The following is a 22,841-nucleotide window of genomic DNA, read 5'->3' as shown; positions in this document are numbered from 1 at the left end:
ATTTATAAATGAAGGGTGAGAAAGAAGATCCAATGCGATCTTTTTTTCTCACCCTTTTTTGCATAAATTTATTAAATAATTGGTTATTTAAAGATTGTTTTATGCTGTCTAACAAAGATGCTCGAATCAGCTCTAAGCGGACGATTTCTGTTAGACTCATCGGACAAATTATGAAGGGCTCTGAAAATTTAATAATAGACGCTATGCGCTTTTCATATGGTTTACTAGGTATATCTAATTCATTATAGTGAATTAGAAAAAATTCCTTCCTTCTTAGACTAAGGTCTTTTATACTATATAAAGACAGTAAGTACTATTGAGGGAGGTTTAATGAGCATATGGATCTAGAACCGTTGTATGATAAAGAAGTTACGTGTCCAAATTGCAACCTTGCCTTTTATTCAAAAAAGATCCGTTCTAGATTTATAAGAGTGAATGAGGTATTTAATGATTACTCTAAAGATTATAAGGATGAGCAATTAAATCCGGTTTTATATGAGATAAGTGTATGTTCAGCTTGTGGTTATGGCTTTAATGAACAATTTGATCCTATACTTAAACCTAGTATAAAGGAGCAATTCAATCAGAAGGTATCTAAATATTGGACAAGCCAAGATTTCTCTGGTACTAGAAGTTATGAAAATTCCGTAAAAACATATAAATTAGCTATACTTTCAGCTGAAATAACGAATCAACCATATATCGTTCGAGGAAGCTTGTGTATGAAGCTAAGTTGGTTATTTCGAACTATGAACGAAAAACAAGAGGAAATCAGGTTTATTGAAATGGCGTTAGAACAATTCGAAGATTCCTATAAGCATGGCGATTTTATACAAAAGAGTGTAAGCGAGTTAATGTTGTTATTTTTGCTCGGAGAATACTATCGTAAAGTAGGAAAGAAAGAACAATCAATTAACTATTTCTCAAAAGTCATTCAACACAAAGATAAGCAAAAAGAAGCAGCTATCGTTGAAAAAGCAAGGGAACAATGGCAAGAGGCTAGAGCAATGTGATTTATTTAGCTTTAATTAAAATGTGATGTAAAGGTGTTGAGAAAATATGAATGCTAAACATATTAATGCTGTATGTAAAGCAACAAAAACAATGATGAATAATCATTTTGGGGTTGAAATATCACACCGATCTCCACAAGTTGTTAAAGAATTTCTAGCTTCGAATGAGGTATCTGCTGTCTTAGGGGTACATGGTGAGCTAAACGGTCAAATTATTTGTTCTTTTGACGCAGAAACAGCTAAAAAGATCGTTGGGAGCATGATGGGAGGAATGGCAATTGAAACGTTGGATGACATGGGTTGGAGTGCAATCCAAGAGTTTGGTAATTGGGTAGCGGGAGCGACTGCAACAGAGCTTTCCGCGGAAAATATTATTGTTGATGTTACGCCGCCAGTTGTTAATGATGGAAGGTCTAATTTCCGCTCTACCAAAAGATTTATTACGATCCCGATGGATTCAATAATGGGAAAGATCGAAGTGCACATATCTTTATCGGAAAATAGTGACTGAAATGTAACTTTAGATTTACATAGAAGAAATTTGAGTTTGGAATTATTCCATCCTCAATTTTTTGCGTAGAAACGTGTTATTGTTATCACAAGGATTTATAAAACTATTGGTTTTTTAGAGATTGTTTTTTGCCGAACAGAGAGGCTTGAATTCGACTAACATCCCTTAATAATACCTGTTTAATATGTAAATCACAAATACCCAATCAATACCATTTCATAAACCTTGCTTTTTTCTAGGGATTCCTTTAGATTATATGGAGGATTATTGATATCTTTAAATACGAGATTTAGACCGTTTTTACTATATGATAGTAAATGGAAAAGGGTGATTTGATGAGTGAAGAACTAGATATATCGAAATTTGAAAAGAAAATTATCGTACGTAACATTCGTCACAGCGATATTGAAGATATAATAAAACTTTCTACAGCATGTTTTCCAAATATGGATCCTTGGAAAAGGTCCCACATAATGAGTCATTTAGAAGTGTTTCCGGAAGGACAATTTTGCGTGGAGTTCGATGGAGAAATCATTGGATCCTGTTCCAGCTTGATTATAAATTTTGATGAATACGATGACCAGCACACTTGGGATGAAATTACGGATGAAGGTTATATTACAAATCACGATGATGAAGGTTACAACTTATATGGCATTGAAGTAGCTGTACATCCAGATTTCAGAAGAATGAAAATTGGACGAAGACTCTATGAGGCAAGAAAAGAATTAGCAAGGGAAATGAATTTAAAAAGTATGATTATTGGTGGCAGAATACCGAATTATCGTAAATACGCAGCGGAACTTACACCGAGACAATATGTAGATGAAGTTATGAGTCATAATATATATGATCCTGTTTTAACATTTCAGGTAATGAACGCATTTACATTAAAACGGGTAAACAGAAATTATCTTACAGATGACCATGCTTCCATGAAATATGCAACTTTAATGGAGTGGAATAATGTTGATTATCGCCCAACAACAAAACGTCACTTTAAAACAGCACTTCCTGTAAGAATTTGTGCCATTCAATATATGATGAAGAAAATAAATTCCTTTGAAGAATTTGCCCAGCAGTGCGAGTACTATGCCGATGTAGGTGCAAGTTATACATCAGACTTTGTCGTTTTTCCAGAGATATTCACAACACAGTTGTTGTCGTTTATGGATGAGAAAAGTCCAAGCCGGGCGATTCGACGTTTGACGGAATACACGGAGGAATATATTAATCTATTTACTGATTTAGCGATTAAATATAATGTAAATATCATAGGCGGTTCTCATTTTGTGGAAGAAGAAGGTAAGATTTATAATATTGCCTATTTATTCAGAAGAGACGGCACGATTGAGAAACAGTATAAGATTCATATAACGCCAAATGAACGAAAGTTTTGGGGCATTCATGGTGGAGACAAAGTAGAAGTGTTTGATACAGATTGTGGCAAAATTGCCATTCAAATTTGTTATGACATAGAATTCCCTGAGCTTGGCAGAATCGCAACAGAAAAAGGCGCTAATATAATTTTTACTCCATTTTGTACGGATGAGAGACAAGGGTATCTACGTGTACGGTATTGTGCTCAGGCTCGTGCCGTGGAAAATCAAATTTATACGATGATTGCGGGCACAGTTGGAAACCTTACTCACGTAGAAAATATGGATATTCAGTATGCTCAATCAGGAATATTTACTCCATCGGATTTTGCTTTCCCTCGTGACGGTATCGTGGGAGAATGTCATCCTAATATTGAAACAGTTGTTGTAGGTGATGTGGACTTAGAGTTATTAAGAAGACAAAGAAAATCAGGAAATGTTACGCAATGGCGTGATCGTAGGAAAGATTTGTACAAAGTGAATTATGACTGTTAAAGATTCTAGATGTAAATGAGATCTGATATTAATAGGTGTGACAAAAGATCTAGCGAGACTTTTGTCACACCTTTTGATGTTTATAGATTAGTTTATGTAAATTATAGGAACTTTTTTTAATCTTAAGGTAAGTTTTCTTTATTTGCTCTCATTATTCGGCTACAATAAATAGAGAGCGTTTTCTAATAGTGAGATCATTATCAGAGAGGAAGATTATAACATGGCAAAAAAACACGTAGGAACTTTTCAGGATAAATCGGTTTATGCTTATACGATATCAAATAGTAATGGAGTAGAACTAACGGCTTTAAATTACGGGGGTGCTATCACGGAACTGAATGTACCTGATAAAAATGGAGTTAAAGAAAATGTAATTATTTCGTATGATGATTATGCTTTGTATGAAAAGAATCCCTATTACCTAGGTGTAATAGTTGGCAGAACAGCAGGAAGAACAGCAGATGGAAAGCTATACATAGATGGCGAGACTGTGTCATTGGCTTTAAATGATGGTGACAACCATTTACACGGAGGAGTAAATGGATTATCTAAGAGCTTTTGGAATGTGACAGAAGAAAACTCAGCTTTACATTTCGAGTACACGAGTCCAGATGGAGAAGATGATTATCCCGGAAATGTAAAGTTCCAGGTGACGTATCAATTGACGGAGGATAATCAGTTTATTATTGATTATCATGCGGAAACGGATAAAACGACACCTATTAATTTAACAAACCACGCATATTTTAATCTATCAGGTGATATGAAACAAGATATACTGGACCATGACTTACAATTGGCAAGTAATGAGGTTTATGTATTGGATCAAGGATCAATACCAAAAGAGAAACTAAATGTAGAAGAAATAGATGCGTTTAATTTTAAAACGAAGAAAAAAATTAAGCTTGCAATGGAAAGTTCTGAAGAGCAAGTTGCTCTTGTTGGTGGAGGAATAGATCATCCGTTTTTACTCGATAAACAGGCGGAAGAAAAAATTGTGTTGACCGATGACCAGTCAGGACGTTCGATCAGAGTCAAAACAGATGACCCAGCTGTAGTCATTTATTCAGCGAATCAAATTCAAGCGACTCCACTGTTAAATGGCGGTAAAGCAGCAAAGTATGCAGGTATTTGTTTGGAAACTCAAGAGGTGCCAAATCAAAATGAATCATATTTATTAAATAAAGATGAGATTTATGAAAAAAGAACTGTATTCCATCTCAGATATTAAAGGATAGGGGAGTGTCATGTTTAACTCAAAGATATTACCTGCAATCCGTGATTTAAAAGATTTAGATAAAGTAGTAAAAACAGATTATGAGTATGTTGTTTTACTTAACACGCACATAGGCCAGTTAAAAAGTATTGTCAAAATGCTGCATGACAATGATAAAAAGGTACTACTGCATGCGGACCTGGTGCAAGGTCTTAAAAGTGATGAGTATGCGGCTCAATTTTTATGTCGTGATATCCGGCCTGATGGACTTATTTCGACAAGAAAAGGGGTCTTAAGTACTGCTAAGAAAGCCAAATTAATTACGATACAACGGTTATTTTTACTAGATTCTATTGCACTTGAATCTAGTTATAATATGCTTGAACATATTGAACCGGATTGTATTGAAGTACTGCCGGGGGTAATTCCTCATATTATTCAGGAAATTTATCAGAAAACTAATATTCCGATTATAGCAGGCGGACTTATTCGAACGGATGAAGAGGTCGAATCAGCAATAAACGCCGGAGCGACAACTGTTACAACTTCGAACCGCGCTCTTTGGAATCAGGAAAAATATGAGAATTAAATCTCATATTCTAAAAATCTATCCAATTTTTACTATTTTCAAGTTGACAACGTTTACAAACCTGTGTTTCAATAGAACCTAAGTTAATAAATTTTTTCGGTGGAGACATGGAGACCAACGAAAATACACGAAGGCCATAAAAGCCCTGGGTGTATTTTCGTTGGTTTTTTGTGTCTCTAACTACTTTTAAAGGGGGAAAGGATATGTCACCATTTGTAGGGGAAATTTTTGGTACAATGATCTTAATCATTTTTGGAGCCGGTGTTGTTGCAGGTGTGGTACTAAAAGGATCAAAAGCTGAAGCGAGTGGCTGGATAGTCATTACGGTTGCTTGGGGACTGGGAGTTGCTTTAGGAGTATATGCAGTCGGGGAAGTTAGCGGTGCGCACTTAAATCCAGCTGTTACTGTTGGTTTTGCTTTGATAGGCGAATTCCCTTGGTCACAAGTACCAAGTTATATTCTTGCTCAATTAATAGGAGCATTTATAGGTGCTACACTAGTATGGTTCCAATATTATGCCCATTTTAGAGATACAGATGATCCAGGCGCGAAACTAGCTGTATTTGCAACAGATCCAGCAATTAAACACACGCCGTCAAATTATTTCAGTGAAGTACTCGGTACGTTTGTATTAGTAATTGGTTTATTGTTCATTGGTGCTAACGAATTTACTGAAGGTTTAAATCCATTAATTGTTGGCTGTTTAATCGTAGCAATTGGCCTTTCTTTAGGAGGTACGACTGGATATGCAATTAATCCTGCGCGTGATTTGGGACCGAGAATTGCCCATGCTGTTTTACCGATTGTAGGAAAAGGGAATTCAAATTGGGCATACTCATGGGTGCCCATTGCTGGACCAATTATTGGAGGAGGATTAGGTTCTCTAACATATGCGGCATTATTTGAAGGCATGGTCTATAATGCATTATGGATATTTATAGCTGCATTTTTCGCAGTACTATTTCTATCTATGCAGCTTCATAAGAAAGATCTAGAGTCACTGCCTAATAAGGAAGTATTTCATAATCCAACAACAACAAAAGCACAATAGGAGGAGATTATTATGATGGAAAAAAAGTATGTATTAGCATTAGACCAAGGGACAACGAGTTCACGAGCGATACTGTTTAATAAGGCGGGAAAAATTGTCGATGTCGCACAAAAAGAGTTTAGACAAATTTTTCCCAAGCCAGGTCAGGTTGAACATAATGCAAATGAAATATGGTCATCTATTTTAGGGGTAATTGCGGATGTTTTAAGTAATCAAAATGTTTCTGCTAAAGAAATTGCCTCGATTGGCATTACGAACCAAAGAGAAACAACATTAATTTGGGATAAAGAAACAGGCAAACCAATCCATAATGCGTTAGTATGGCAGTCGCGATTAACAGATCCGATCTGCCATGAGTTGAAAGACAAAGGATATAATGATTTGTTTCGGGATAAAACCGGTTTGCTGATTGATGCTTATTTTTCCGGAACGAAAGTGAAATGGCTTTTGGATAATGTAGAGGGAGCACGTGAAAAAGCGGAACAAGGAGAACTTTTATTTGGAACGATGGACACTTGGTTAATATGGAAATTATCAGGTGGAAAAGCACATGTAACAGATTATACGAATGCTTCTAGAACATTGATGTACAATATCCATGAACTCAAGTGGGATGAGGAACTGTTAGATATTCTAGGTGTACCAAAGTCATTGCTTCCTGAAGTAAGACCGTCTTCAGAAGAGTATGCTAAAACCGTAGACTACCATTTCTTCGGGGAAGAGGTTCCGATTGCAGGAGCAGCTGGAGATCAGCAGGCAGCACTGTTCGGCCAGGCTTGTTTTGAAAAAGGAATGGCTAAAAATACGTATGGTACAGGTTGCTTTATGCTGATGAATACAGGCGAAGAAGCGGTTAAATCGGATCACGGATTGCTCACAACCATTGCGTGGGGCATTGATGGAAAAGTGGAATATGCTTTAGAAGGAAGTATTTTCGTGGCTGGTTCAGCTATTCAATGGTTACGAGACGGATTGAGAATGGTGAAATCAGCTTCAGAGACAGAAGGCTATGCCACCAAAATTGGATCTACTGATGGCGTGTATGTTGTCCCGGCCTTTGTAGGTCTTGGGACACCGTATTGGGATAGTGATGTACGGGGAGCTATCTTTGGAATTACACGTGGAACGGAAAAGGAACATTTTATCCGTGCAACACTAGAATCATTAGCTTATCAAACGAAAGATGTCCTAGATGCGATGAACGCTGATTCAGGAATTGATTTGAAAACTCTTCGAGTAGATGGAGGGGCTGTTGCAAACAATTTCTTAATGCAGTTTCAAAGTGATATGTTGGGAGTTTCTGTGGAACGTCCAGAAATTCAAGAAACGACGGCACTTGGTGCAGCCTATTTAGCAGGATTAGCTGTAGGTTTTTGGAAGGATAAAGAAGAGATTGCTAAGCAATGGCATATTGAAAAAACATTTGAACCAGACATGGATGAAGAAAAGCGGACAGAGCTATATGATGGTTGGAAAACTGCAGTGGAAGCAACGATGAAATTTAAAAGATAAATTAATGAGCATATCCAATATTGTAAAAGTTAATAAAACTGTGTTACAATGAAATTAATTTAATAAACGTATGAAATGGTCTGGAGATTATGGAGAGACTACATCACTTGCGCATGAGAGAAAACTCTTAATGCATAAGTTGTTGTAGTCTCTTTTTTTATTACATTTTTTTACAAATAGGAAGGGTGTTCTAATATGGTTAAACCATTTTCTGCATTACAGCGAAAAGTGTATTTAGATGAATTGCAAGCAAAAGAAGTAGATTTGCTTGTTATAGGAGGGGGAATTACAGGTGCAGGAATTGCACTTGATGCGATAGATAGAGGATTAACAACTGGATTAGTTGAAATGCAAGATTTTGCGGCTGGAACGTCTAGTCGGTCAACGAAATTGGTGCACGGGGGATTAAGATATTTAAAACAATTTGAATTTAAAATCGTTTCTGAGGTAGGAAAAGAACGAGCGATTGTCTATGAGAATGCTCCGCATGTGACGAATCCAGAGTGGATGATGCTTCCGATCATACAAGGAGGAACTTTTGGTAAATTGGCAAGTTCCCTCGGTTTGAAAGTCTATGATTATTTAGCTGGTGTGAAACGAAAAGAACGAAGAAACATGCTAAGCAAAAAAGAAGCAATGAAACGTGAACCTTTGCTTAGAACGGATAAGCTTAAAGGTGCAGGCGTTTATGTGGAATATAAAACAGATGATGCGAGACTGACGCTCGAAATTATGAAAGAAGCGGTTCACAGAGGGACCAAGGCTGTTAACTATACAAAGGCTCAGTCGTTACTTTATAAAAATGGAAAAGTAATAGGTGCAAAAGTGGAAGATCTAATTTCCGGAAAAACCTATGAGATTCATGCAAAAAAAGTAGTTAACGCATCTGGGCCATGGGTAGATGAACTGAGAGAAAAAGACAATTCTAAGCAGGGTAAATACTTATATTTAACAAAAGGTGTTCACCTAGTCATTGATCAGTCTCGCTTTCCGTTAAAGCAAGCCGTCTATTTTGATACAAAAGATGATGGTCGAATGCTTTTCGCAATTCCTAGGGGCGGTAAAACCTATGTTGGAACAACAGATACACATTATGCGAAAGACATTGCCTCTCCTCGGATGACAGAAGAGGATTTAAACTATATCATCGATGCTGCTAATGATATGTTCCCCTCAATCAAACTAATACGAGAAGATGTAGAATCGAACTGGGCGGGACTTCGACCACTCATACATGAAGAAGGAAAAAGTGCTTCTGAGATTTCTAGAAAAGATGAAATCTTCCAATCAAATTCAGGTCTTTTATCGATAGCAGGTGGAAAATTAACCGGATATCGAAAAATGGCCGAGCGGATTGTTGATATCGTTTCGAAAGACTTAAAACGAAAAAATTCATGTCAAACGGCGTCCATCGTATTGTCAGGAGGAGAAACAGGCGGATCTCAGAACTTCGAAGCATTTAAAAAGGAATGGATTAGTAATGGTAAAAAAATCGGATTATCTGCAGAAGAAGCAGAAAGATTAACTTCTTTATATGGATCAAATGTAAAGCGGGTTTTTGAAATTATTGAAACTCATGGCAATGAAGGGGAACACTATCAATTATCGGCAGGAGTCTTTGCTTCTTTAGTATATGGAATCGAGGAAGAAATGGTGGTATCACCGATAGATTTCTTTAATCGCAGAACGAGTGCATTGTTTTTCAATATTGCCTTTGTCCGTGAAAAAAAGCTTGGTGTTCTGGACTATATGGCTGATCGTTTTCATTGGACGGAAGAAGAGAAAAAGAAACATGAGAAGATTTTGGACGATGAAATCTTCTATTCGACAAATCCGGTAAAAATAAGCTAAAAACACTTTAAATCTACCCTTTACTCCGAGTGGAAAAATGCGTATAAATAAGATAGGTACGTAAGCCCATAAGGAGGAAATGATATATGGATTGGAAAATGAAGTATGAAAAATGGAAATCAAAGCTAGGGTTGGACGAGAACACAAAAAGGGAACTTGAAAGCTATCAAAATAATGAGAAGTATTTAGAAGATAGTTTCTATAAAAACCTTGAATTTGGAACAGGCGGGATGCGTGGAGAAATTGGTCCCGGAACGAATCGGATGAACATCTATACGATACGAAAAGCTGCACAAGGCATGGCCGATTTTATTAAGCAAGCAGGAGAATCAGCTTGTGAAAATGGAGTTGTTATCGCTCATGATAACCGACGGATGTCTAAGGAATTCGCCTTAGAAACGGCTTGCACATTCGGGGCTAATGGCATTCATGCTTATTTATTTCAAGAGCTGCGACCTACACCTGAATTATCGTTTGCAGTCAGAAAACTTCAGACTCATTCAGGTGTCATGATTACTGCAAGTCATAATCCGCCGGAATACAATGGGTTTAAAGTATACGGTGATGATGGTGGACAGCTTGTTCCAGAAGATGCAGATCGACTTATATTTATGGTAGACGCAGTAGAAGACGAGTTAGAAGTGAAAACAGCAGATTCTGCTACATTAGAAGAGCAAGGTTTACTCACATGGGTGTTAGAAGATCTAGATGATGCCTATGACGAAGAGTTGGCTTCTGTCATAGTAGATAGAAATATTGTTCGCGAAATCGGTAAAGATATTTCTATTGTTTTTACCCCATTGCATGGAGCCGCTCAAATACCAATGATGAGAGCATTCGATAGTAATGGTTTTAAAAATATTCATGTAGTAGAGGAACAAGCGAAGCCGGATACAGAATTTTCAACGGTACGTTCTCCAAATCCTGAAGAAAAAGATGCATTTGAACTAGCCATTAATTTAGGCGAAAAGGTTAACGCGGATATACTTATTGCAACAGATCCTGATGGAGACAGGGTAGGACTCGCTTGCAAAGATCATGATGGAAACTATCAAGTCTTGTCTGGTAACCAAACGGGAGCGTTGATGCTTGATTACTTATTAATGAAAAAACAAGAAAAAAATGAATTGCCTGAGAATGGGGCTGTTATAAAAACAATTGTAACCTCTGAATTAGGGAGAACGATTGCCTCTTCTTACGGAGTAGAAACTCTGGATGTCTTGACAGGATTTAAATTTATTGGTGAAAAAATTCGCCAATTTGAAACATCGGGAGAATTCACCTTCTTATTTGGTTACGAAGAGAGTTTTGGTTATCTCATAAAGCCATTTGTCAGAGATAAAGATGCCATTCAAGCAGCATTGGTTTCTGCAGAGTTAGCTGCATATTATAAAAAACAGAACTTGACTGTTTATGATGGTTTGCTAAATATGTATGAAAAATACGGCTATTATTTTGAAGACTTATCTTCTTTTGTTTTCAAAGGAAAAGAAGGCGCTGAAAAGATTCAGCGTATTATGGAAGAGTTTCGGAATGATAGTAAGCAAGGAAACCTATCAGACAATGTGGAAAACGTAGAGGATTATCAGACGAACAAGAAGTATTATTTGAAAAATGATAGAATAGAAGATATCCATCTTCCCTCGTCGAACGTCCTGAAAATGAGATTGACAGATGGATCATGGTATTGTTTAAGACCATCTGGTACAGAACCAAAAATTAAATGTTACTTTGGGGTTACAGGTTCCTCTCAAAAAGATGCTATGAACAAATTGGAAAGTTTAAAAGAAGAAGTACTGGTGAAAATAGAAGCTATTTAAAATATGTAAAAAACTAGGGATTCTTAATAGAATGTCTAGTTTTTTTACGGAAAAAACGTATAGATTAGGACCACGTTTTCTAAAGGGCAATATGGTGGTATTTTGTCTAATTTTCATCTGTTATTTGAATAATTGTAAATAATTGTTCAAATTATTAAAGATTAAGGTTGGAAATCCTAAAACTGGGTATGGTATAATTAGTAAGTAACTTCCAAGTATTAAGTTGTAGATTGCGATTTTAAGGTGAGGCGATTAAAATGATGTGCTTTAAAACTTCTTTAAAAACACAAATGGAATTAAAACGTGAGTTAATGATGCTTTCAGCAAATAAGCATGGTTTTACATCGTCTGAAACGATTCGTTATAGTCAGGAATTAGACCACTTAATGAATGTATATCGAAGAGTCATTCAGTCTGGTAAAAAGTGTTCCTGTCCAAAGGTTTCTTCTGTAAACTAAGATTTGCTAGCGGGCTTTCTTTTGTAGTCTATGAGCGATAGAAATAAATGAAATTAATGACTATAAATCCTCCCTCTAAAAAGACTTTACTTTCAAGAGAGAGAAAACACCTTAATAGGTGTTTTTTTATTTGCTATAACTAATTTAATTACCAGTACTGTAACATATACTGAAAATTCTGTTAATATAGATTATTAATGTATCAATACTGTGGCAGGGGGTATATAATAAAATAAACAAGAGAAAGCGGTGAATTCGCATGGCCATAGTTTATATTTGTAAAAAATGTAGAGGTACTGGACGTGTTGAGAAAAAGCTTTTGTTTAGAATGAAAGTTATTTCATGCCGTGATTGTAATGGACTGGGTAAAAGAAAGTATGTAAAAAAAAATAAAGCCATTTAACCGTAACAACAAGGAGAGGAGTCTCCTTGTTGCGCTAAAAACAAACGTAAATCGGGTTAATGGCTCATAATTATTCGAGGATTTCCCAACCAGTTGAGAGGGAGATATCAGGATTTTTATCCTGGAACCAGCGAAGAGCAAATTCATTTTCGAATAGTAAGACGGATCTTCCTTGTTGATCATGCACAAGCATTTTTCTGCTATCGGTCATTTGATCTGTGATCTTCCCTTTGGTGACCCATCTGGCCAGTTCGTGAGTCATATGAATGAAATCAATGTCTACTTTGTACTCGTGTTTCATACGGTACTCAAAAACTTGGAATTGAAGTTCACCAACAGCCCCGATAATGTAATCTTCGAAATAAGGTGTTTTATAAAGCTGAATCGTTCCTTCTTGAACCAGTTGTTCCATTCCTTTATGGTATTGCTTATGCTTCATAGCATTTTTCGCAGTAACTTTTGCGAATTTTTCTGGAGGGAATTGAGGCATTTCTTCGTATTGGATTTTCGGACCTCCACCAACGATTGTATCTCCCACTTCAAAATTACCTGAATCATATAAACCAACAATATCTCCAGGTAAGGCCTTTTCTACCGTTTCACGATCTGAAGCGAAAAAAGAATGAGATTGATTTAATTTCATTTTTTTGCCTGAACGTGATAGGGTTACTTCCATCCCTCGTTCAAAGGAGCCAGAACACACTCTTAAAAATGCAATGCGATCCCTGTGATTAGGGTTCATATTTGCTTGGATTTTAAAAACAAAACCCGAGAAATGAGGGCTGGATGGTGGTATAAAATCACCAGATGCTTTTCTAGCCTGAGGTTCTGCCGCTAGCTTTACAAATTGATCTAGAAAAGATTGAACACCAAAATTAGATAATGCACTTCCGAAAAAAACGGGTGTTAATGAACCATTTCGGACTTTTTCTATCGTAAATTCATTTCCAGCTTCCTCAAGTAATGAAATCTCACCTTCAAGGTTTTCTCTCTCATAATCTTCTAATGTAGTTACGTCCTTATAAGGTTTAATAATACGGTCATGGTCTTCATTGTACATTTCCACTGTTTCATCCGGAATACTGTATATTCCTTTCAATCGTTTCCCAGTGCCAATTGGCCAGTTCATAGGGAAAGTCTCCATCTCTAATACTTCCTCAATCTCCGCTAGTAAGTCTAATGGCTCTTTTCCTTCTCGGTCTAACTTATTAATAAATGTAAGGATTGGAATGCCTCTCATACGGCACACCTTGAATAATTTGAGTGTCTGGGCTTCTATCCCTTTAACGCTGTCGATAACCATCACTGCAGTATCTACAGCTGTTAGCGTTCGATAAGTATCCTCACTGAAGTCTTGGTGACCAGGTGTATCCAGAATGTTAATTTGCTTATTGTCATACAAAAGCTGCATAACGCTGGAGGTAACGGAAATACCTCGTTGTTTTTCAATATCCATCCAGTCGGATGTCGCAAACTTTCCTGATTTTTTTCCTTTTACAGTACCGGCGCTTCTAATTCCGCCACCTAGTAGAAGTACCTTTTCAGTTAGAGTTGTTTTCCCAGCATCCGGGTGGGAGATAATGGCAAATGTTCGTCTTGGTGTTTCAGTAGACATATATACATAATCCTCTCTATTTAAAACTCATTTTGTATTAGCAAATAGGTGATATAAGTGTATGGTTCACGCGAAAACAATAATTAAACTGCTATGAATATTCACCGTAGAAACTTTTAGCGATTATGTCGCTGCTCAAGTAGTCTTATACGAAACACCACTATTGAGTTTGAATGCGAATGTTTCTAGCAAAAATGTATAATTTATTAACTCTCCAATATTTAATTATAACTAAAATTGTGTCTAAAGCCAAGAGGAGAAGCAGAACAGCTTAATTAATGTTATGCGAAAACAGCATTTTTGACATACTGAAGGTGGGGGAGAAGTGTATACTTCTATAGCCATTATATTTCCACATATAAATAGCGTGTTGAAAGTCCAAAAGACTTTTCAACACGCCACTATAAAATTAAGAATGTGATTGTTCTTCAAAGGACGTAATTTTATCGGAATGACTAAGAGTTACAGCAATCTCATCCCAACCTTTTAATAACATTTCCCGTAAATAATTTACAAGTTCAAAAGTGGCTTTAAATCCTTCACTATCACTGACGACTTGATTTTCCAAATCTACGGTAAGATAATAATTTGTAGACTCCGCATTAGAGACTATGTTAGAGATTTCTTGTTCGGATAATTGGATAGGAAGAATGCCATTTTTAGAACAGTTACTGTAAAAAATGTCTGCAAAACTAGAAGCAATGACCACCTTGAATCCATAATCTTGGATAGCCCAGGGAGCATGCTCACGAGAAGATCCACAGCCAAAATTCTCACCTGAGACAAGGATGGAAGCTCCATCATACTTGGGATCGTTTAGTGAGAAATCCTCGCGAGGGTTTCCATCATCGTCAAATCTCCAATTATAAAATAGAAATTGACCGAATCCTTGGCGCTCAATACGTTTTAAAAATTGTTTTGGGATAATTTGATCCGTGTCAATATTTGATCGATTCAAAGGATAAACTAATCCTTTATGTTCTTTAAAGGGTTCCATACTCACTAACTCCTTTTCCTTAGGTTGGCTCTATTATATTCTAAGGTTAGTACTTATTTTAAACAGATGTAGCTAATAAATTTCGAACATCTACAAAATGACCTTCTATTGCAGCAGCAGCAGCCATTTCAGGGCCTACTAAATGTGTTCTCGCACCATTTCCTTGACGCCCTTCAAAATTACGATTAGAAGTAGAAGCACAACGTTCACCTGGAGGTACGATGTCATCATTCATAGCTAAACACATACTGCAACCTGCTTCTCTCCATTCGAATCCTGCTTCCAAAAAGATTTTATCTAAGCCTTCTTCTTCCGCTTTAATTTTTACTGTTTGAGAACCAGGAACAACCATCGCGTGAACCTTAGGATGTACTTTCTTTCCCTCGATTATTTTGGCAGCTTTACGAAGATCGCTGATTCTGGAATTTGTACAGGAGCCAATAAAAACATGATCAATATGGACAGAAGCAATTGGCTGATCTGCCTCAAGACCCATATAGTCTAAAGCACGTTCAATTTCCTCTTTAGACGCATCTGTTTTTGCTGAATTAGGATTAGGAATTAGTCCACTAACGGGAATACACATAGCAGGATTTGTGCCCCATGTAACTTGAGGTTCCACTTCGTCTGCATCAATTTCTACTTGTGCATCATAGCTAGCACCCTCATCGGTAGCTAGTGCCTTCCAAGACTGCACAGCAGCATCGAATTCCTCATTCTTAGGAACATGTCGACGGCCCTTTAAATAATTAAAGGTTGTTTCATCTGGACTAATCAGACCTGCTCTTGCACCGGCTTCAATAGACATATTACAAATCGTCATTCGTTCTTCCATAGAAAGATTTCGAATCGCTTCGCCAGTGTATTCTAAAACGTACCCAGTACCGAAGCGAACACCAAATTTAGCTATGATTGCTAGAATTAAGTCTTTTGCTGTAACTGCAGGACTTAATCTACCATTTACTTTTACTTTCATGGACTTTGGTGGGGCTTGCCATAAAGTTTGTGTAGCTAGAACATGTTCAACTTCACTGGTACCTATACCGAAGGCAAGTGCTCCAAACGCTCCATGAGTAGAGGTATGACTGTCTCCACAAACAATTGTTTTTCCAGGCTGTGTAAGACCTAATTCAGGTCCAATAACATGGACTATTCCTTGATCAGGATGATTAATATCTGCTAACGGAACACTAAATTCCTTACAGTTTTTTTCCAGAGTTTCCATTTGAATTTTTGATACAGGATCGTTGATTATGTGCCTCGCGATTGTTGGTACATTATGGTCCATTGTAGCAAAAGTACGATCGGGGCGGCGTACTTTTCTCCCCTTCATACGGAGACCTTCGAAAGCCTGAGGCGAAGTTACCTCATGTACAAGCTGCAAATCAATATAAATTAGGTCTGGTTTATTATCTTCTTGATGAACGAGATGTTTATCCCAAATTTTATCGATAATTGTTTTTGGATTCTCCACTTTTTTCACTCCTCGCAAGTAAATTACTAGTATTAATTCTTGATACTATTCGCTGCACTTATCGCTATGCATTTTTCTTAATATAGTCAACAACAAGGTTCGTCATTTTTTCGGTTCCAACTTTTTGTCCGTTTATGACAGACAAGTCAGCTGTGTGGAACTTTCTGTCAAGGACATCTTCGACAGCTTTTTCTACTAAAACAGCTTCATTTTCCAAATGGAAGGAGTGTCTTAGCATTAGGGCAGTGGATAATATCATTGCTAACGGATTAGCGATTCCAAGACCCGCTATATCCGGTGCAGAGCCATGTACAGGTTCATACAGGCCAAAATCATCACTTCGCATACTGGCAGAAGGTAACATCCCTAGAGAGCCAGTTAAAACAGATGCTTCATCACTTAAAATATCTCCGAACATATTTTCAGTGACAATGACATCAAAATGCTTAGGATCTGTAATTAATTTCATGGCTGCATTATCGACTAGCATGTGTTCAACCGTGACTTCAGGATAGTTTGCTTTTTTCTCTTCCACTACTTCACGCCATAATTTGCTAGATTCCAAGACGTTTGCTTTATCAACCGATGTAAGATGTTTTCGGCGAATTTGTGCTGATTCAAAAGCTTTTTCGACGATTCTTTCAATTTCAGAACGGTCATAAGCCAGTGTATCTACAACAGACTGTCCATTATTTCGACGTTCACTAGGAGTTCCAAAATAGAGACCTCCAGTCAGTTCACGAACGATCAGCAGGTCACTGCCCTTCACAACTTCTTCCTTCAAAGGAGAAGCATGAAGCAAGTTGTCAAATCCTTGAATAGGTCTAAGGTTTGCAAAAAGGTCTAAGGCTTTACGAATACCAAGCAATCCTTTTTCCGGACGCAGGTGGGAAGGATTTTGATCCCATTTTGGGCCTCCGACAGCTCCCAAAAGAACAGCATCTGCTTGATGACAGGCTTTTGTTGTTTCATCCGGGAGGGGAGTATCATACTCATCTATGGCATTACCACCAATAGAATGTGTTTCGAATGTAAATGTATGTTTAAATTCTTCTGAGATGGCTTCTAAAACTGCTTGGGCTGACTGAATGACTTCTGGACCAATTCCGTCTCCAGGAAGAAGAACAATTTTTTTGTTCACAATAGATCCCTCCTTAATTAGTAGTTAAGCTATGTTTCTATAATAGAATTATATCATCTAGTGTATTATTAAATAGCTTTTAGACTTCCTTGCTCTGTGTAGGCTGTTTCAATGTTGGTGGATTCTACATCAACTAGAACAATCGTAGCAGAGAGGAGGTTTGAAGTTGTTGTACTGTATTGGGATGAATTTTTTTGAGAAGTGGCAAGAAAAATGTGGAGTCTTGGAATGGCTTCGTTGCAAGTGTTTCCAAGCGATATCAAATAGGGGATTGGCTCGAGCCAATCCCAAAACGGATAAACCTCTCACTTTTTCTTGCAATTTCTCTAAGATAATTAATAGTATTTAGAATCATGGAGGCAGGATCTCCCTGCCTCCACGATTCTAAATTTTGTTTAGTACTTTTAAAAATGACAAATTAGCTATTTGGTACTCCGTCTTTTTTCTTATTTGCAGCCTTTTTAACAAATGGCATTAACTCACGAAGCTCACGACCAACTGTTTCAATTTGATGATTATTTTCTCGTGCATTGATTGCATTAAATTGTGGACGATTTGCTTGGTTTTCTAAAATCCAGCCTTTAGCAAAAGTACCATCTTGAATATCAGTTAATACATCTTTCATTCTTGCTTTCGTATCAGCATTTACTACACGTGGACCTGAAACGAAATCTCCCCATTTAGCCGTGTCAGAGATAGAGTCTCTCATTGTCTCTAATCCTCCTTCATAAAGAAGGTCTACAATTAACTTCGTCTCGTGTAAACACTCAAAATAGGCAACTTCAGGTTGGTAGCCAGCTTCCGTTAATGTCTCAAATCCAGCTTTGATAAGACTAGTGATCCCTCCACACAATACAGCTTGCTCTCCAAAAAGATCTGTTTCTGTTTCTTCTTGGAATGTAGTTTCAAGAATTCCAGCACGACCAGCGCCGACACCTTTAGCGTATGCAAGAGCAAGCTCAGTTGCTTGACCTGAATAATCTTGGTAAATACCGTAAAGAGCAGGTACGCCAGCACCTTCTTCAAATGTTCTGCGAACGAGATGTCCTGGTCCTTTTGGAGCAACTAGAAATACATCTACATTAGCAGGAGGAACAATTTGACTGAAGTGAATGTTAAATCCATGAGCAAAAGCTAGAATGTTTCCAGCTTCAAGATTTGGCTTAATGCTCTCCTCATAAATTTTAGGTTGAAGCTCATCAGGTAGAAGAACCATAACAAGATCCGCCTGCTTTGTTGCTTCAGCAACTGTCTCTACTTGAACACCATCTTCCACAGCCTTATCCCAAGACTTACCTTTTCGAAGACCAACTACTACATCAAAGCCACTTTCTTTTAAATTTAGTGCGTGAGCGTGGCCTTGTGAACCATAACCGATGATACCGATCTTCTTATTTTTTAATACCTCATCTTGAATATTGTTGTTGTAAAGTACTTTTGTCATTTGAATACATCCTTCCGATTTCGAGTTTTATATTTGGTTGAAAAAGTATTGCTTAGCACATTGTTTAATTTAATACTGAAAATGACGTCAGGTCCGTCACTTGTGGTTGATGCCCTCGAGGGAATGCTGTAATCCCGGTCCGGGCGATCTCTTTTATACCATAGGGGCGAAGAAGATCAATAAATGCTTCGATCTTTTCCGTTTTCCCGGTAACTTGAAGAGAAAGACTATCTTTACTTACATCAATAACAGAAGCCCGGAATGGCTCTATTATACCTTGAATTTCACTTCTGACCTGAGGATTACTTACCACTTTAACGAGAGCAAGCTCTCTGGCGACGATCGCCTTATCTGAAAGGTCTGTTACTTTAATTACATCAATTTGTTTGTTTAATTGCTTTGTTAATTGCTCGAGTTTTTGATAGTCGGGTACGTCAACGACAAACGTCATTTTTGACATTCCTTCCGTTTCAGTTCTGCCGACAGAAATGCTTTCAATATTGAACTGACGTTTGTGCATCAAGCCAGTTACCCGATTTAAAACTCCACTTCTGTTTTGAACGACTGCAGTTATAATTCTTTTCACCTTGGTTTCACCCCTATCATTTCATGGATCCCTTTTCCTGGAGCAATCATTGGGAAAACATTTTCTTCCTGAAGAACACGACAGTCCATGAGAACTGGACCATCATAAGCCATGACTTCCGGAAATACCTTCATGAATTCTGCTTGTGTTTCAATTTTCATTCCACGAACGCTGTAACTATTTGCGAGCATCACGAAATCTGGTTGAACACTCATTAGCGATTCAGAATATCGCTTATCATAGAAAGATTCTTGCCATTGTCTAACCATTCCGAGAGCACCATTGTTAACAATAATGATTTTTACAGGTAAGTTTCTTTCCTGCAAAACGGATAGCTCTTGAAGAGTCATTTGGAAACCACCATCACCAACAATTGCGATAACCGGTTCATCAGGAAAAGCTAATTGTGCCCCAATAGCAGCAGGGAAACCGAAGCCCATTGTTCCAAGTCCACCTGAAGTTACCCATCGGTTTGGTTTTGAAAATGGATAGTACTGAGCTGCCCACATTTGATGCTGGCCTACGTCAGTCGTAACAATCGCATTACCGTCCGTTGTATCATGAATAGTTCTGATGAGCCATTGTGGGATCATCTTGCTATCCGGATTGTTGAACCAAAGAGGAAAGTCTTTTTTATTATTTGCTAATTCATCCAACCAATCTTTATGATCCGGTCCCTCTTTAAGTTGACGTTTCAACTCTAGAAGGGCAGCATTTGAGTCTGCAACGATTGGAATATGAGTGGGTACGTTTTTACCGATTTCCGCAGGATCTATATCAATGTGAGCAATGGTCGCCTTGGGAGCAAAGTGTTGTAAGTTCCCTGTAAGACGATCATCAAATCTGGCTCCTACATTGATAAGCAGATCACAGTCAGAGATTGCAATATTAGACGTATAGGTTCCGTGCATTCCTGCCATTCCTAGAAACAATTCATGATCACCAGGAAATGCGCCTAGTCCTAATAGAGTTGATGTTACCGGTATTGAAAATTCATTGACGATGTCAACAAGTGTTTCTGTTGCTTTTCCGTGAAGTACGCCTGCTCCTGATAAAATTAAAGGTTTCTTTGCTTTCTTCAATGCTTCTGTAAGCTTTTTGATTTGCAAAGGATTTGGTTTTATCGTTGGTTGATAGCCTGGAAGATAAAATTCAGATTGGTCCGTTTCAAAACATGGATTTGCTGAAATGTCTTTAGGGATATCTACAACAACAGGTCCTGGTCTTCCGGTAGAAGCAATATGAAAAGCTTCTTTCATTATTCTTGGAAGATCATAACTAGATAACACTTGATAGTTATGCTTCGTAATAGGTGTTGTAATTCCCATAATATCTGCTTCTTGAAAGGCATCTGTTCCTGTTACTGCTGTTGTAACCTGTCCTGTAATGACAACTAGCGGCAAAGAATCCATCATAGCATCTGCAATTCCTGTTACAACGTTTGTAGCCCCAGGTCCAGAAGTAACGAGTACTACTCCTGGTTTACCGGATACTCGAGCATACCCTTCTGCTGCGTGGATAGCTCCTTGTTCATGGCGAGTTAGAATGTGTTGAAAATCACCGTCTGAACGATACAATGCATCGTATATTGGAAGAACTGCTCCGCCTGGATAACCAAATATTGTGTCAACTCCTTGGTCAAGTAATGACTGTACTAAAACATCTGCACCTGTCTGTTGTGTTGTAACTGGCTTAGCTTCTGTCTTTGCGTCTACTTTCACCTTGTCATCCCTCCTAATTTAAATGTTGCAATTTAGTCTATATCATTAGAAAAAAGCCTATTCTTCCCACAATGGTCGTAGCTACATCAGTAGACTACTACAGTTGCGGGGAGAAAAGACCTTTACTTTTCACGGTACCACCCGAATTTACAATACCTTTACAGATATTGTCTCATAAAGCACTTCTTGAGAAAGAGGTGCTTTTTTTGATAACAGGTGTATTTAAGACACCTGATTACGCCTAATGGAGAATTCTCGTTCAGCATAACACTCAAGGATGATGTCGGATTAAGCTGTAATTCCGGGCTTCCAGCAACCCCGGCTCTCTGTAAATACAGACCCTTAAACCTTTTTTCCCTTCATCGCTTTTTAATAATGAAGTTTTAACTTACAATTGCTTTATTTTGAGTAGCGTTATAGCAAGCTACACCATCTATAGTAACAATTTTTCTGAATTCAGACAATAAGTGATTCGTAATATTGCCCGGCTCACCGTTATTAATTTTCCGGCCATCAACTTCGACTACCGCGATTACTTCTACTGCTGTACCTGTTAGAAAGACTTCATCAGCAACATAGACATCATGGCGAGTGAAGGGAGACTCTTTCATCACATACCCATTTGTTTTTGCGAGGTCTATGATGGCATTTCTTGTAATTCCCTCTAAAGCCCCTAAGTAAACCGGGGGAGTGAAGATCGTGTTGTTTTTGATGATAAATATATTATCAGCTGAACCTTCTGTAACATAGCCTTGATCATTTAACATTAACGCTTCATCAACGCCAGCTTGATTCGCTTCTAGTTTTACGAGAATATTGTTTAAATAATTCAATGACTTCACTTGCGGACTTAAGACGTCTGGTCGATTACGTCGAGTTGACACAGAACCAAGCCTTAAACCTCTTTGATATAATTCCTTCGGGAAAAGAGTGAGTGCCTCAGCTATTACTATTACTTTAGGTTGCGAACAGGATGCAGGATCCAAACCTAAATTTCCCGGTCCGCGTGAGACAACAACTCGGATATAAGCAGTTTCTAATTCATTTTTCCTGATGGTATTTACAATAATTTGCTCTAACTCCTCCTTATCATATGGGATGTTTAACATGATAGATTGTGCGGATTCATAGAGTCGTTGTAAGTGTTCATCTAATTTAAAAACATTACCACTGTAAACACGAATACCTTCGAATACTCCATCGCCGTATAAAAAACCGTGATCATACACAGAAACGACGGCATCTTCTTTTTTCACGAATTCGCCTGCAAGAAAAATCCATTGGCTGCTCATACCGATTCACTCCTTTCCTTGAAAAATGTTTCTAAATTCAGTTCATATAAATTAGGATGCACTTATCGCTAATAAATATGATATTGGAGCCAATCATACAACCATTTAGAAAGAAGGTCAACAGCTATTTGTTAAAAATTCTAACATTTCAAATTAATCAATTGCGAAGAAAGCGATAGCAGTCTCATTATTGGGACAACTGGATTAAAAAAGTGTTGGATTGTAAATTTTTATATAGCGCTTACATTATCAATAGCTTAGAGTTTCTTTTC

18 protein-coding genes are annotated in these 22,841 nt (G+C 37.6%); 10 read left to right on the top strand and 8 right to left on the bottom strand.

What is annotated here, in order from left to right:
• The first annotated feature begins 338 nt into the window (after positions 1-338).
• The 10 genes from CEF18_RS13185 (at position 339) to CEF18_RS13140 (ending at position 11,896) form a co-directional block, all read left to right on the top strand.
• A complete protein-coding gene (locus tag CEF18_RS13185; protein WP_110936907.1) occupies positions 339-1,013 on the top strand; it encodes a DUF2225 domain-containing protein in 675 nt (224 codons plus the stop codon).
• Positions 1,014-1,059: 46 nt separating this feature from the next.
• A complete protein-coding gene (locus CEF18_RS13180) occupies positions 1,060-1,524 on the top strand; it encodes a chemotaxis protein CheX (RefSeq protein ID WP_110936906.1) in 465 nt (154 codons plus the stop codon).
• A gap of 335 nt (positions 1,525-1,859) precedes the next feature.
• A complete protein-coding gene (locus tag CEF18_RS13175) occupies positions 1,860-3,398 on the top strand; it encodes a GNAT family N-acetyltransferase (protein ID WP_110936905.1) in 1,539 nt (512 codons plus the stop codon).
• Between the two features lie 220 nt (positions 3,399-3,618).
• Complete coding sequence (locus CEF18_RS13170; RefSeq protein WP_110936904.1) at positions 3,619-4,629, top strand: aldose epimerase family protein; 1,011 nt, start codon at positions 3,619-3,621, stop codon at positions 4,627-4,629.
• A gap of 16 nt (positions 4,630-4,645) precedes the next feature.
• Positions 4,646-5,203: a glycerol-3-phosphate responsive antiterminator gene (locus CEF18_RS13165; RefSeq protein WP_110936903.1), complete on the top strand. Its 558-nt coding sequence runs from the start codon at positions 4,646-4,648 to the stop codon at positions 5,201-5,203.
• A 203-nt stretch (positions 5,204-5,406) separates the two neighbouring features.
• Positions 5,407-6,255 (top strand): MIP/aquaporin family protein, encoded by an 849-nt coding sequence (locus tag CEF18_RS13160; RefSeq protein WP_110936902.1) that lies wholly within the window; start codon positions 5,407-5,409, stop codon positions 6,253-6,255.
• A 15-nt stretch (positions 6,256-6,270) separates the two neighbouring features.
• Positions 6,271-7,767 (top strand): glycerol kinase GlpK, encoded by a 1,497-nt coding sequence (glpK, locus tag CEF18_RS13155; protein WP_110937695.1) that lies wholly within the window; start codon positions 6,271-6,273, stop codon positions 7,765-7,767.
• A gap of 195 nt (positions 7,768-7,962) precedes the next feature.
• A complete protein-coding gene (locus tag CEF18_RS13150) occupies positions 7,963-9,618 on the top strand; it encodes a glycerol-3-phosphate dehydrogenase/oxidase (protein ID WP_110936901.1) in 1,656 nt (551 codons plus the stop codon).
• 86 nt (positions 9,619-9,704) lie between these two features.
• Positions 9,705-11,438 (top strand): phospho-sugar mutase, encoded by a 1,734-nt coding sequence (locus tag CEF18_RS13145; protein WP_110936900.1) that lies wholly within the window; start codon positions 9,705-9,707, stop codon positions 11,436-11,438.
• A gap of 257 nt (positions 11,439-11,695) precedes the next feature.
• Positions 11,696-11,896: an aspartyl-phosphate phosphatase Spo0E family protein gene (locus CEF18_RS13140; RefSeq protein WP_223292299.1), complete on the top strand. Its 201-nt coding sequence runs from the start codon at positions 11,696-11,698 to the stop codon at positions 11,894-11,896.
• 473 nt (positions 11,897-12,369) lie between these two features.
• On the opposite strand, the gene CEF18_RS13135 is transcribed toward CEF18_RS13140, so the two are convergent.
• The 8 genes from CEF18_RS13135 to ilvE form a co-directional block, all read right to left on the bottom strand.
• Positions 12,370-13,914 carry a peptide chain release factor 3 gene (locus CEF18_RS13135; protein WP_110936899.1) on the bottom strand — a complete coding sequence of 515 codons (1,545 nt, stop codon included), beginning with the start codon at positions 13,912-13,914 and terminating at the stop codon, positions 12,370-12,372.
• 409 nt (positions 13,915-14,323) lie between these two features.
• The gene (leuD, locus tag CEF18_RS13130) at positions 14,324-14,911 is read right to left on the bottom strand and encodes a 3-isopropylmalate dehydratase small subunit (protein ID WP_110936898.1); all 588 of its coding nucleotides are present in this window, start codon (positions 14,909-14,911) and stop codon (positions 14,324-14,326) included.
• A 58-nt stretch (positions 14,912-14,969) separates the two neighbouring features.
• Positions 14,970-16,385 (bottom strand): 3-isopropylmalate dehydratase large subunit, encoded by a 1,416-nt coding sequence (gene leuC / locus CEF18_RS13125; protein WP_110936897.1) that lies wholly within the window; start codon positions 16,383-16,385, stop codon positions 14,970-14,972.
• 64 nt (positions 16,386-16,449) lie between these two features.
• Positions 16,450-17,526 carry a 3-isopropylmalate dehydrogenase gene (leuB, locus tag CEF18_RS13120; protein ID WP_110936896.1) on the bottom strand — a complete coding sequence of 359 codons (1,077 nt, stop codon included), beginning with the start codon at positions 17,524-17,526 and terminating at the stop codon, positions 16,450-16,452.
• Between the two features lie 418 nt (positions 17,527-17,944).
• Positions 17,945-18,970: a ketol-acid reductoisomerase gene (gene ilvC, locus CEF18_RS13110; protein WP_110936894.1), complete on the bottom strand. Its 1,026-nt coding sequence runs from the start codon at positions 18,968-18,970 to the stop codon at positions 17,945-17,947.
• 64 nt (positions 18,971-19,034) lie between these two features.
• On the bottom strand, positions 19,035-19,556 hold the full coding sequence (gene ilvN, locus CEF18_RS13105) for an acetolactate synthase small subunit (RefSeq protein ID WP_110936893.1): 522 nt from the start codon (positions 19,554-19,556) through the stop codon (positions 19,035-19,037).
• Positions 19,553-21,277, bottom strand: coding sequence for a biosynthetic-type acetolactate synthase large subunit (gene ilvB, locus CEF18_RS13100; protein ID WP_110936892.1), 1,725 nt, complete (start codon positions 21,275-21,277; stop codon positions 19,553-19,555). Before ilvB ends, ilvN begins: the two co-directional genes overlap by 4 nt.
• Positions 21,278-21,660: 383 nt before the next feature.
• On the bottom strand, positions 21,661-22,569 hold the full coding sequence (gene ilvE / locus CEF18_RS13095) for a branched-chain-amino-acid transaminase (RefSeq protein WP_110936891.1): 909 nt from the start codon (positions 22,567-22,569) through the stop codon (positions 21,661-21,663).
• Positions 22,570-22,841 lie beyond the last annotated feature (272 nt).

This window comes from Salipaludibacillus neizhouensis, assembly GCF_002886185.1.
GTDB lineage: Bacteria > Bacillota > Bacilli > Bacillales > Salisediminibacteriaceae > Salipaludibacillus > Salipaludibacillus neizhouensis.
Note: the sequence above shows the minus strand (reverse complement) of the source record. Positions and strands in the feature narration are given on the sequence as shown.

Excerpts from the sequence above, each read along its gene's own strand:
- CEF18_RS13145 (WP_110936900.1), top strand. The coding sequence starts at position 9,705 with ATGGATTGGAAAATGAAGTATGAAAAATGGAAATCAAAGCTAGGGTTG.
- glpK (WP_110937695.1), top strand. The coding sequence starts at position 6,271 with ATGGAAAAAAAGTATGTATTAGCATTAGACCAAGGGACAACGAGTTCA.
- CEF18_RS13170 (WP_110936904.1), top strand. The coding sequence starts at position 3,619 with ATGGCAAAAAAACACGTAGGAACTTTTCAGGATAAATCGGTTTATGCT.
- ilvC (WP_110936894.1), bottom strand. The coding sequence starts at position 18,970 with ATGACAAAAGTACTTTACAACAACAATATTCAAGATGAGGTATTAAAA.
- leuD (WP_110936898.1), bottom strand. The coding sequence starts at position 14,911 with ATGGAACCCTTTAAAGAACATAAAGGATTAGTTTATCCTTTGAATCGA.
- CEF18_RS13175 (WP_110936905.1), top strand. The coding sequence starts at position 1,860 with ATGAGTGAAGAACTAGATATATCGAAATTTGAAAAGAAAATTATCGTA.
- CEF18_RS13160 (WP_110936902.1), top strand. The coding sequence starts at position 5,407 with ATGTCACCATTTGTAGGGGAAATTTTTGGTACAATGATCTTAATCATT.
- ilvE (WP_110936891.1), bottom strand. The coding sequence starts at position 22,569 with ATGAGCAGCCAATGGATTTTTCTTGCAGGCGAATTCGTGAAAAAAGAA.
- CEF18_RS13150 (WP_110936901.1), top strand. The coding sequence starts at position 7,963 with ATGGTTAAACCATTTTCTGCATTACAGCGAAAAGTGTATTTAGATGAA.
- CEF18_RS13180 (WP_110936906.1), top strand. The coding sequence starts at position 1,060 with ATGAATGCTAAACATATTAATGCTGTATGTAAAGCAACAAAAACAATG.
- CEF18_RS13140 (WP_223292299.1), top strand. The coding sequence starts at position 11,696 with ATGATGTGCTTTAAAACTTCTTTAAAAACACAAATGGAATTAAAACGT.
- CEF18_RS13185 (WP_110936907.1), top strand. The coding sequence starts at position 339 with ATGGATCTAGAACCGTTGTATGATAAAGAAGTTACGTGTCCAAATTGC.
- CEF18_RS13165 (WP_110936903.1), top strand. The coding sequence starts at position 4,646 with ATGTTTAACTCAAAGATATTACCTGCAATCCGTGATTTAAAAGATTTA.
- CEF18_RS13135 (WP_110936899.1), bottom strand. The coding sequence starts at position 13,914 with ATGTCTACTGAAACACCAAGACGAACATTTGCCATTATCTCCCACCCG.